Raw genomic sequence first — 11,881 nt, 5'->3', positions numbered from 1 at the left:
AACTCAATTCATCAGGAGTTTAGAAAATGGCGATTGGTTTGGAGATTGAAGTTCCGGTTCCAATTAATAAATTGGATATGAAACCTGATCCGGGTACTAATCATGTTAAGGAAATCAAAGACGCTATCAGTGACTTAGATAGATTGAGCGTATTAGGCAGAGACTTAAACGCGATCGAAATTGCGGATTGTCAGAAGAAGCTATATTATACGACCCTAAAAGTTTTCGATACAACCCAAGAAAACAAAGTCGCCACATGGCAAGGACGCATTAAAAATCGTGTGCTAGGCATTTGTAGTAAGGCTGGTCCTGGGCGAGTAGATTATGGAACCATTCGTGTAAGTCGAGGAGGGTTTCGGGTAGACGCAGACCATGATGACCGGGTTATACCGCCTAGTCCAGCACCATTTCCACCTTTGGAAGGAGGGTACGACTCCATTATGGAGATCGTGATGGATCCCCCTGCTGCCAATATGACCGAGTTTACGCAAACGATGGCAAACATTAAGCAGTTTATTCAGACCATCAACACTAAAACTAACAACCTTACCAAGCTGTGGTTAGCTTCTCAGGATGATACCGAAAAGGGAGGAACCCCTACAAACCCCTGGACTAAAGGTATTAAAGTAGGTCCTTTAAATTATGAAAGTCTGGGCACGAAGTATACGGCAGTTCGGCGCAGTCGCCACAATTATGAGGGCAGTATCCAGGTCAATATCGGAATTGATTTACGAGCTTATGCTAACCTAATCGACTGGTATGTTCGATCTACCTATTCCGATCCGAATCGGGTGGCTCCTGCTGAACGTCCTCTCTATACAGCCATTCGAGAAGACTTGCAAAATGCGGTCAAAATAGGCTTGGAATTTACAGAAGAAATTAGGAAATCCTTTACCCCGACTCAAATACAGGCTACTGGTAACCTGTTAGGGTTGCAGGGCTGGTTTACTCACTTAGCACTGTACCTTTTACGAGGAAAGCGGACGGCCAATATGGGAGGAACCGCTAAAAACTTGGCTCCGGTTCTCTTAAAGAGTCCAAACCAGGTAGCAACAACCTATGGATGGACTACTGCCGAATCAAACTACTACCAAAACAATAAACTGAAAATTGTACAGGAGTTGATGAAAAGAACGGGTAGACCTGAGAGGGTTAGACAATCTACCGACTTGGACAACATCAACACGTTTCCCAATACGCCCGGGGTCTCTCATTCACTGACAGACTTAGTGGATCCGGTGGGAACAAACGTTGCATTGACGGGTAAGCCTCTGAATAATCCTACCGTTGTAGGGCTTAAACGCAAGGGCAGCACAGAAGTCGAGTCAATTCCTCATGTGCCAGGAACAGGGGATGACTATAACCGAGGTGGCATCGTCGTGGAGTTCCGGACGTTACCTGGCTTTTATGACGGTCCTGACGAATGGGAGAATTTGGGCAAAGCATTTCTAACACGAGCAAGCAGTCTTAACCAACAGACCGGTTTTATCAATGAGTTGTCGTCCTCTTCCCTTACAATGGCTGCCGAGTACGCCTCATCCCAAACTCGCTTTAACTACGCTCTATCCAGCGCACCTGTCCTGCTCAATGGTATGAAAGTGATCTTCGACCAACCTGTTAGTGTTTACCCCGTTAACCTGGAATCGAAAGAGGAGGAGCGTCACAGTGGAAGCCGCCGCTAAACCTATCCAACCCGCTCCCGTTGCGACTGGTTCGATCGCAGCAAGTGAATCGAATCAACCAGGTGGTGTGAAAAATGGGACAAATTCGCCTCAGCAAAATGTGCCCAAGTTGGATTTCTTTGACGCGATCGCCCAGCCTGCCCCGCCAACGCGCGATCGCAGCCTGCTGATGCCTTTTGCTGAACTGGTGACTAAGCTGGCAGATTACCCCAAGCAGCGCGTTGATCCAGAGTCGGGTTCTGCCATGACGATCGAACAGGTAACGGTCGATATGCCTGTTCAACTGAACGTCACCGTCAACCCTGACGGAACGGTGAGTAGCCTCAGGGGTTCCCCCCCCACCCAACTGGTAAAAACCACCATTATGCCTGTGTTTCACCATATGCGGATACGGATTGTGAGAGAGGATGGCGAGTAGCAACAACCGCCCCTGGAATCTGGAATCATTTCTGGATTCACTCATCTTTGAGCTTGACAAAGCTCAAGACACACTTTCTGTGAAAGGCATGAATCGGAAACTGACCTATACCGTCAAAGACATGTCTCTGGACTTGCAAATCTTTCCTGAATTTGACGGCGAAACTGTCCGGTTTGTCACCGCCCAACCCGGCGAAACCGGAGCTTCCAAAGTCACCTTCCAGCTTGGTTCCATCCGCGATCACCAGATCCAGGAAGTTGCCCGCAAGCCGCTCACCCGTGGGGATATCTCCCTGGAAGAGATCGACCTGCCAGACCCAGAGAAAAAGGAACTGAAAAAACTGGGAATTCGTTCTGCGGAAGACTTACGACGAACGATTGAGGAACAAAATGTTGATATTGGCAAAGCGACCGACAACAAAGTGGACTATCAGGGACTTGCCGGATTGATTAATCAGTCGCGGCGCAAGCAACTGGCTCCCACCGTTTCCAAAGCCAGCATTTCCCAGGCACAGGGCAAAACCATCCTGACGCTGGAAGGCAACAACCTGGCGATCGCCCAATCCCTCGATCAGTTTCCCGTCGCTGCCATCAACAACCAACCCGTCGAAATCATCTCAGCCAGTGATACAGAATTGAAAATTCAAGTGAATCACAATCACCTCAAAGGTCATCAAAGCCAGTTACAGGTTGCACTTGATCCCTATGCGATTGTGACGATGAATTTGAAGTTGGGGGAGGGTGAAGGGGTGAAGGGGTGAGGGGGCAGCAGCCCGAAACTTTTAACTTTCAATTCAAAACTTTCAACTTTCAGCTTTCAACTCAAAACTTTCAACTCAAAACTCTCAACTTCCCCCAACCTGCCATGTTTAGCTCCCAAGATTTCCTTAACAATCGTTTTTTAGCCCTTGAGCAAGAACTGAAGGGATGGCAGCATTCGCGCCTTGTTTATCCAGAAGTAGCCCAACAACCCCAAAACCAACCGAAGCCGCCGCAGAGTGACTGGTCAATGGATTGGGAGGAAGAGAGTGAAGGAGTGGAGGAGTGGGAGAGTGAGGTGGAAGAAGAAACCGTTCCTCTATTGAATTCTGTGTACTCGTCTGGGGGATTCTCCTACGCAACCCTTGCTAATATGCTGCAAAACAGCGCCAGTCAGCGGTTTGATTATGCTGTGACTCAGCTTTCGGCAAAGCAAGATCCCCGGTTTCTAGCTGAACCTGATTCAATTGACCCAAGCCTCTTCCCAGAAACCGGGGATCTGGAGGTTGAGCCGGATGCGATCGCCTCAATCTTTTTCTCAGAAACGGCGGATCTGAATGGGGTGACTCAACTTCAGTCAGAGCAAGCTCCCCAGTTTGTTGTCGAGCCGGATGCGATCGATCCTCTTCCCTTCCCAGAAACCGGGGATCTGGAGGTTGAGCGATTGGCTGACCTGGATGGGGCAGTCTCTACCCCACCCTACCCCTCTCCCCTCTCCAATGCTGCTTTCTCGGAAGGTGAACCGTCCTATGCTTCGCTCATGTCTGTGCTGCAACGGGCGAGACAGGGCGATCGCACCCCCTCTGACTCAGACAATTCAAACTTCCTGGCAAACGATGATCGCACCATCGATGTCACTGCCCAGGCGATCGCAGACGTTGAAGAACTGGACACCGATGAGGAAAACGAGGACTGGTGGGATGAACCCCTGATCTCATTGCCTGGGCAATCAAACGATGCTTCTGAACCAGCCTTGCTGCCATCAGACTTTTCTGAATTAACCCTTCCTCCCATTGATGACCCCGAATAATCTCTAATAACCTGCATCCGCGATCGCTTCTATTCCCCTACGTTTATCCCCGGTGGCTATTATGTCCAACTTAAACGGTTATCCCTCGAATTCTTTGTTTGCTCTGGAGCAAAGCCTGTTCGGGACGCTGCCGCCTCCTTCCCAAACATTTGCAGCCGCGGAGACTGGAGAGACGGAGGAGGCTGAAGAGTTGGAACGCCAGCAGGCGGAGGCATACGCCTTTGACTGGGATGAACCGATCGAACTGAGCTACGAAGAAGAAGCGGAGGAGACTGACTCTGACTCCCAATCCATGAGCTGGCAAAATTCAGGTGATACCGAAGCGGAAGACGAAGAGGCAGATGCCTTTGCGATCGCAGAGGAACCGGATGAAGAAGATATCGACCCCCTGGCTCAATCCAATTCTCTCTTTGCCCTGGAACAAAGCCTGTTGGGCAATTTTTCCGCGACTGCACCAGCCATGCAATTTTCCTTCGAGGATCTGGAAGAGTCTGAGGAGGGGCAAACCCAGCCGGTTGAGGCTCAAGCCTTTGATTGGGATGAAGCGATTCAACTGGAATACGAAGGTTCTGCCTATCCAACGGCTGAGTCCTTTGACTGGCTACCAACCGATGACAGTCGCTACAGTTCCGGATTGAATCAACCCCCAACCTACGAGGTAGAAGCCTTTGAGGTGGTCGATGAACCGGAAACCGCAGCCACCGAGGAACCCTATCCCGGCAGCACCGCCTATGGGTTCGCCGATGAACCCACCTCAGGCTATGCTGACCAGGCATCCTATGAAGGTCAGTTGTCTGATGAAAACCATGCTTATGGATTCGATGCCAACCATACGAGATGTGAACCCACGACTCAGACCCATCAGCCTTCGGAAGCAGTTCCAGTCCATGCTACGGTGGCAAATCCGCCCAGCCCGCCCCACAAGTCGGCTGAACCCGTTGATGCGGAGGCATTTGATTTTGATGCCTTGGAACAGGCACCTGTGCGCGATCGCTCGGCTGATGCCGAAGCCTTTGCCGCCGATTTGGACGCCATTCTGCGGGGAGAAAAAGTCTACGAGGCTCCCATTCAAACTTCTCCACCTGCCCCCCCATCCCAGGTACAAGCTGCATCCCAGTCCCCAGCCCCATCTGCCCCCGTTAAGCTATCCACTGCCCACGATGTCTTTGACCAGATGGGCAGAAGCATGACCCATGCTACGGCTTTTGACCTGGGCACGTTCTCCTTAGAGCAACAGTTCGACGAATTCGATCGCCTGTTAGATGACCAGGAAAGCGAGGCTCTAGCTGAGTCAGAGGCATCTGTTCATCCCCCGGAACCGAAAACGTCTGAACCGAAAACGTCTGAAATACAGAATATGGGGGAAACTTCTGAAACAGCCCAATCTTTTATGCTCGACGAGGACGAAGTGATAGCCGACGTGGAGGCACTCAGTGTGGACGAACCGTGGCAAGCAGTTCAATTCCAACTTGAGAACAACGATATCGCCTCCCTGCTTGAAAACGTTCCACCGAATCAAAATGAGCTAAAGGATAAGTATTTGCTTCGTTTGAAGCAGGAAGCAAAAAAACGATACGGCAAGAAATATCAGTCTTCTGTTGACGACCCAAATATTAGTGCGGCAGTTAATGCACTTTGGCAAAAAGCATCTGCTCCTAAAGTCACGGCTGACGAACTTAAGAACCGATACTGGCATCACATCAGTATTGGAGGAAGCAATGCAGATCCAGATGCGCTAACAGGCTATCACTGGTCAGGTTATGAAAATGGGAATGCCAAGTTCACAAGAATTGGTAAACCGACAAAACCTGCGGATCAATTTGGTGTTTATCAGCAAAAAGTCCAACAAAGGGGAACTGGAAAATCTAAAAAAGATGCCTCCACTTTTTTCCCAGATGCCTGGACTGAACAGCATTTTGATAGTTTATTCAGCCACTTTGCTCAAAGAAAAGACTTTAATCCTGACAAAGGTGGAACTTATAGCATTGATGCTGCCATCAATGGTGATGCTCAATATATTGGGATGCCTATTCTCTTTATGCCGAATGAGCAAGGCGAAGGAAGCTGTATTCCGGTTTGGACCGAACCTAAACGAGGCAAAGCCTTTGGGGAAGAGATGTCCAGTTTCCCATCTGCTGAAGCATATGCTGCTTCAGCAGATGGTGAAACAGAGGTAGATGAGACAAGCTTTCCAGACAAAGAAATTTACACTGCACTGGGTTTGAGTGATACAGACGCAACTGAGGCAGAGGATCGGCTCTACCCACCAGAGCTAGAAATGGAGCAATTGCTTTCAGGAAGTCTGGAATATAGCAATGCACAAGTATTTTTTGTAGCGGCTGCACCCAGCACCTTACCAGCAAAGCAAGTTTTAACCGTTCAGTATCAGACTAACCAGAGACTTTTAACACCCGCAGAGGTTACAGAAATCCAACGGTTAAGCACGGGTGGTGCAGCCGCAGGACCTGCTGGAACCAAAGCTCTGACAGATCGTGGCTTGATGGACTATCCAGCAATGGTGAACTATGCAGTTGGGAATAATTTTAACAATTGGGAAACATTGCCTAAACCAACCCGTTTACAAGTAGCAACCTATCAATGGAATAACCACAATCCGGGTGGTGGAGTTGATATGAGCAACAAACCAGGATACTGGAAAGCGCGCTCCGTTGATGCCAATAGTAATCCACCCAGCGCGACTGCTGCTACTTCTAGACAAGCTATTTATGATCGCGATCGCGATATTTGGATTGCAACGCTCAGCGTTCCCAGCCAAGCTGCGATTGGACGTATCCCCCCAGGGAATGCATTAGCGTTACTCAATCTTGATACAAGTGTCAGGCAAATTTTGCAGCGGGTTTTTGCGTTACTGCATTTGAACCTGCAATATCGTGATGGTGCCAATCCCTATCAAGCCTGGATACAGCACGTTGCCGTCGCCCTTTCTCATGGAGGCAGAGTGAATGTCAAAATTCCTCAGAATACAGGAGACAACCTGTTGGATTGGATTTTTGTCAATAATGTTGTCAAAACCAATGCCCAGGTTGGCACACGATCTTCCTCAACCCACAACATCAAAGTTACAACCGGCGGGCAGTTTCAGGAGAAGAAGGAACTGTTCAAGTTTGTGGGCATGACGCACTATGGCATTAATTTGGCAGTAGGTGGAATTGGCAATTTGGATGTCAACGGCAATCCCATCTTACCTAATGGTTCCTATGGGCATCTCTATATTGGCTATCGAAAGCCGGAAGCGAACAAAATGGGTGGCATGTTAATTGGTGTAGAAAATGATGAATATGGAAGAACCAATCCTCTGGGACATGTTCATAACCTCAAAGCGACTGAGGCAGAAATGTCACCCACGGGAGGCTTAAAGCTTGATCGAATTGGTCGTCCGGGTGGGGCAGGCGATCAAGGGTTTATGTTAGTTGACCTGACGGCTGTCGCCAATTTACACGCTAAATTGGCAAATGTCCAGACAAAACTTGCTACAGCAAATGCAGGAGGCGATCCAACCATTCAGGCGATGGCACAACGTCTTGCAGGGGCGATCGATCCTACTTTATTTACCTAGTTCTCTATATCACTATTCATCAAATCAAGATTAGTCCAGAAGACATCTCCATCTTTTTTAACAACGCGCAGGGAGAAAGTAACATGAGCGATCGCCTCTTCCAACTGGAACAAGATATACAACGCCTGAGAGAACAAGCTCAGGATGGATTATCTGTGGCACAAGCCTATGAAAACACTCCACAAACCAATCGACTGCTGGCAATCGAACAATCGTTGTATTTACCCGAACCTGGTGAAACACATCTTCACCCGCAGTTGCCTCAATCTAACTTGAGTGAAGCAAAAACCATGACCACTCGAGAAATGTCATGTCATGTATGGGCACTAAGTGGCAATCCACTAGCAGGAAAAACTGTTAATAGTGCCTATACTTCACTAATGGATGAAATAGGGGCGTACTATGACTATGGAACAAACCTTCGAGGAAAAACATTAACTCAGATTCGTCAAGAAACTATGAATAAAATTAGCTTGCTGTGCGAGAGCCGTACACAGCAGCTTAGTAATGTAGTGTACGTGTGCGGTGGTTTTAGAGAAGGTCAAGTCTGTCCAGAACATGTATGGCTTGAAGATCATACAACTGGAAGAACATATGACACGTTCATAAACCAGGATGTACGAAGAGTTGATAGAGTTGGTGTAGTCGGACAAGCATTTCGACCAGGATGCGAAGCAACTCCCTTTCAAGGGAATGAGATTGCAAGAGTGCAAGTGAACGGATACACAAAATCGCAATTCAATAGTCTTCAAAGAGCAGTAATTGTCCCGTAATTTGCCAATATGATTGTATCAGCTTGAAATTGGATTAAGCTCACCCATAGGCTGGGTAGAGCCTCAACAAATCCCAACTCTTGCATTTACAGGTTTCGCGTTTTCATCTAGTTCAAAATAATCCCAGGAACCCAAATCATGAGCGATCTCCTGTTCAGCCTGGAAAAGGAAATCTCACAGCTTAGACAGCATTATGGTAGGTAGTACAGCTCTGTAATTTTATTTTTAGGGCACATCCAAAGAAGGGGGGAGAACACTCCATGACAGATAAAAAATTAGGAGAAGTTCCAAAAAGTACTCCCGACAATTGGGAGATTTTGCAGTCCCTATTTCTGGAGCAGGGCAAAGAATCGAATGAACGGCTCAAAGACGCTCCCAAAGCGATCGACAACTGGCCCACTTTACAAGCCATGTTTCAACTGCCCCAGACAAACTCCAAAAATCCCCTTACCGAAGACTCCGTAAATAATCCACCCGTTAACCCGCCCGTTAACCCACCCGTTAACCCACCTGTTAATCCACCCGTTAATCCACCCGTTAATCCACCCATTAACCCACCCGTTAATCCACCCGTTAACCCACCTGTTAATCCACCTGCTAACCCACCTGTTAATCCACCCGTTAATCCACCCGTTAACCCACCTGTTAATCCACCTGCTAACCCACCTGTTAATCCACCCGTTAATCCACCCGTTAACCCACCCGTTAATCCACCTGTTAATCCACCTGCTAATCCACCCGTTAATCCACCCGTTAATCCACCCGTTAATCCACCTGTTAATCCACCTGCTAATCCACCCGTTAACCCACCCATTAACCCACCTGTTAACCCATCAGGTAAAAAACCCTCTGACCAGCCCACGGAGCAAATCAAGCTCCTATTTGAGCATATAAAAAACTTGCTGAATGGACTAAAGCTAAACTCTTCAACGCAGAACAAGGTTCCGCTGCTCCTTGCCTCGCTCGTTTTGATTCCATTGTTAATCTGGCTGGCTAAAAATCTGCTTTTCCCCTCGTCGCCATCCAGTAATTTAGATATCTACGTTGATTCAACCAACGGCAGCGATCGCAATCAAGGCTCTCAAGTAGACCCCTTCAAAACCCTATCCCATGCCTTAAGTAAAGCTAAACCGGGAGATACCATCCAGTTGGCAGCCGGAGAGTACGCTACCAATAACGGCAGACTGCCTTCACTCATCCCGGCGGGAACGAGGATTTTAGTGCAGCCGTCCTCTCCTATTCTCTTTAGCGATATCAAAGGGCACTGGGCAGAAAAATTTGTGCAGGCATTAGCCACAAAGGATATTGTCAGAGGCTACCCAGACGGCACATTTCAACCCAATGCGCATCTTTCCCGTGCTGAGTACGCCGCGCTTCTCACCAAAGTCTTTGACCTACCAGAAGTCCCAACTATTAAAAAATTTAAAGACGTGAAACCTGGTTTCTGGGCATATCGTGTGATTCAGCAAAATTACGCCCATCAATTTTTAAAAGGCTTTCCCAACAATACCTTTCAACCTGATCAGAAAACTCAACGAGTCCAGGTGATTGCTCCATTGGTCAGCGGTTTGGGATTGGCAACAAGCAACGGCACTAAAGAACTAACCGTTTACGATGACAGGGGCAATATTCCGGGGTGGGCAAAGGAACAAGTTGCAACGGCAACGGCAGCGGGATTAGTCGTCAACTATCCTAACCCCAGGCGGTTAAACCCGACCAAGAGTGCCACTCGCGCTGAGGCGGCGGCGATGATCTATCAGGCATTGGTTGAAACCCGGCAAATGCCTCCAATTCAGTCCAACTATGTGGTTCTGAACAATGTACGGCGCTAGTACAACAAAACGAAAGTTTTGCAAGGGGTGAAGGGGTAGAACCCCTTCTTGGGGGCGAAGCCCCCAAACCCTCATGTTGCAAAATTTAGTGTTTGCAACGCTAGGAGAGTTTTGCCGTGGATGGGTAGATGGGATATTTATCCACTGAGTATGATGGATAAACCTGCCCTCAATAAATCTGCGAACTGACTGAATTCCCATTCCTCGCTCTCTTCAATGCAAGCCGAATCTCCCGAACCGTTTCCAGATAACTGGACGTACCTGAAAGCAGAACTAAACTGGTTAGATCGAGTCTTGAGTCTGGCTGTAGCACGGCAGCGCAAGGAAACGAAAGAAGTTGAACGCCTTGCCCGCACCCGCGCAGACCGGGCAACCAGCCATTGGTGGAAAGGGCTAATGTCTCTGGATGGGGAAGCATCCTATGACTCGCCAGCAGAGATGCCCCGTCGCAGGGCAACCAAAAATGGTTATCAGCAACAGATGGAGGCAAAAATCCTGTCGAGTGAGCAGCGAGGAATCTGCCTGGGTTTGCCGTCCTTACGGAAGCAGTTACAGCTTTCAGCCTTTGAGAAAAACCTGGTGTTGATGGCACTTGCTCCAGAAATCAGCCGTCGCTATGGACAGATTTATAACTACTTACAGGAAACAGAACTCCCTGGGGCATCTGGGTTACCCACAGTAGATTTATTGTTGCGAATTCTTTGCCGCAACGATGCCGAGTGGCGCATGGCACGGCAATACCTGGTCGATGGTTCCGTATTGCTTCAGTATCAATTGCTGGAGGTGCGATCGCGACTCTCCCCTGATCAAAGTCCTCCTCTGGAACCACTCCTATCCCGTTTGGTAAAGCTGTCTGACCCTCTGGTCAGCTATCTCCTGGCAGACCAACCGGATGAGGCTTTTCTAAAATCATTGCTGCAACCCAACCGGGTGATTGATCTGATTCCGGTCGCATCGGCGCAACCCTACTTTTTTGCCCCGACTGCATCCCCCTCTCCCCCTCCCCCCCTCTCCTCCTCCCCCCTTCCTCCCCTCCTTCCCTCCCCTTCCCTCTCCTGGTCAGACCTGATTCTTCCCCCCTCCCTGGTCGAAGACCTCCAGCATCTTTGCCATGCAATTCAGTATGCTTCCCAGGTAGATACGGCTTTAGGATTTCAAGCGCTAGCGGCTCCCTTCCAGCCTGCTCAAGGGAAAACGGTTTTGCTCATCGGAGCACCCGGCACAGGAAAAACAACCGCAGCCCTGGCGATCGCCCAAACCCTGGAAACTCCGCTTTTCTGCACCGATCTGGCGCTACTCAATCCCATTGACCATTCCCGCTTGCTGCAAGAGATAATGGCACAATCTCCCACCCTATCCCTGCTGAAGTCTGCCCAAATCTGGTTAGGACAGAAATCTCCTTTATCCGAAGCAGAAATCAACCAATTTCTAGACTGGCGACACCATCATCGGGGCATCACTCTACTCAGCATTACCCATAAGCAGACGGTCAAAACCCGTTGGCGGCAGCAGATGACTCGAATGCTAGAGTTTCCCATCCCCGATCAGCCAGATCGCCTACGCCTGTGGCAGCAAGCATTTCCAGCCCAAACCCCCCTCAATACAGACATTGACTGGAAATACTTATCGCAACGGTTTCGGTTGTCTGGAGGGGATATATGGGCGATCGCCCGCGAGGCTGCCTTTTACGCCATCGCAGAATCCCCAAATCCCAAACTAGGCATGAAACACCTGTTGAAGGCAATTCAGGCGAAACGAAGTGGGAAGAGTTGAGAGTTGAGAGTTGAAAGTGTTGAATTGAGAGTTGAAAG

The 11,881-nt window shown here is 48.9% G+C and carries 8 protein-coding genes; all 8 read left to right on the top strand.

All coding sequences use genetic code 11. The annotated features are described in order from the left end of the window. Positions 1-26: 26 nt before the first annotated feature. A complete protein-coding gene (locus AC1S52_RS33640) occupies positions 27-1,682 on the top strand; it encodes a hypothetical protein (protein ID WP_482033419.1) in 1,656 nt (551 codons plus the stop codon). Further along, complete coding sequence (locus AC1S52_RS33635) at positions 1,666-2,100, top strand: hypothetical protein (RefSeq protein WP_482033418.1); 435 nt, start codon at positions 1,666-1,668, stop codon at positions 2,098-2,100. The genes AC1S52_RS33640 and AC1S52_RS33635 overlap by 17 nt, the downstream gene beginning before the upstream one ends. Then, entirely contained in the window at positions 2,090-2,860 is a 771-nt protein-coding gene (locus AC1S52_RS33630; RefSeq protein WP_482033417.1) for an IPT/TIG domain-containing protein, read from the top strand. Before AC1S52_RS33635 ends, AC1S52_RS33630 begins: the two co-directional genes overlap by 11 nt. Positions 2,861-2,964: 104 nt before the next feature. Beyond that, positions 2,965-3,888 (top strand): hypothetical protein, encoded by a 924-nt coding sequence (locus AC1S52_RS33625; protein WP_482033416.1) that lies wholly within the window; start codon positions 2,965-2,967, stop codon positions 3,886-3,888. A gap of 61 nt (positions 3,889-3,949) precedes the next feature. Further along, positions 3,950-7,465 carry a hypothetical protein gene (locus tag AC1S52_RS33620; protein ID WP_482033415.1) on the top strand — a complete coding sequence of 1,172 codons (3,516 nt, stop codon included), beginning with the start codon at positions 3,950-3,952 and terminating at the stop codon, positions 7,463-7,465. Positions 7,466-7,548: 83 nt separating this feature from the next. Then, a complete protein-coding gene (locus tag AC1S52_RS33615) occupies positions 7,549-8,238 on the top strand; it encodes a hypothetical protein (protein WP_482033414.1) in 690 nt (229 codons plus the stop codon). Between the two features lie 260 nt (positions 8,239-8,498). Beyond that, positions 8,499-10,070 carry an S-layer homology domain-containing protein gene (locus tag AC1S52_RS33610; RefSeq protein ID WP_482033413.1) on the top strand — a complete coding sequence of 524 codons (1,572 nt, stop codon included), beginning with the start codon at positions 8,499-8,501 and terminating at the stop codon, positions 10,068-10,070. A gap of 216 nt (positions 10,071-10,286) precedes the next feature. Next, complete coding sequence (locus tag AC1S52_RS33605; RefSeq protein ID WP_482033412.1) at positions 10,287-11,843, top strand: AAA family ATPase; 1,557 nt, start codon at positions 10,287-10,289, stop codon at positions 11,841-11,843. Positions 11,844-11,881: the final 38 nt, after the last annotated feature.

It is taken from the genome of Kovacikia sp. CALU 1929 (assembly GCF_056784235.1).
The sequence above is the reverse complement of the archived record's forward strand: the minus strand, read 5'-3'. Positions and strand labels throughout refer to the sequence as shown.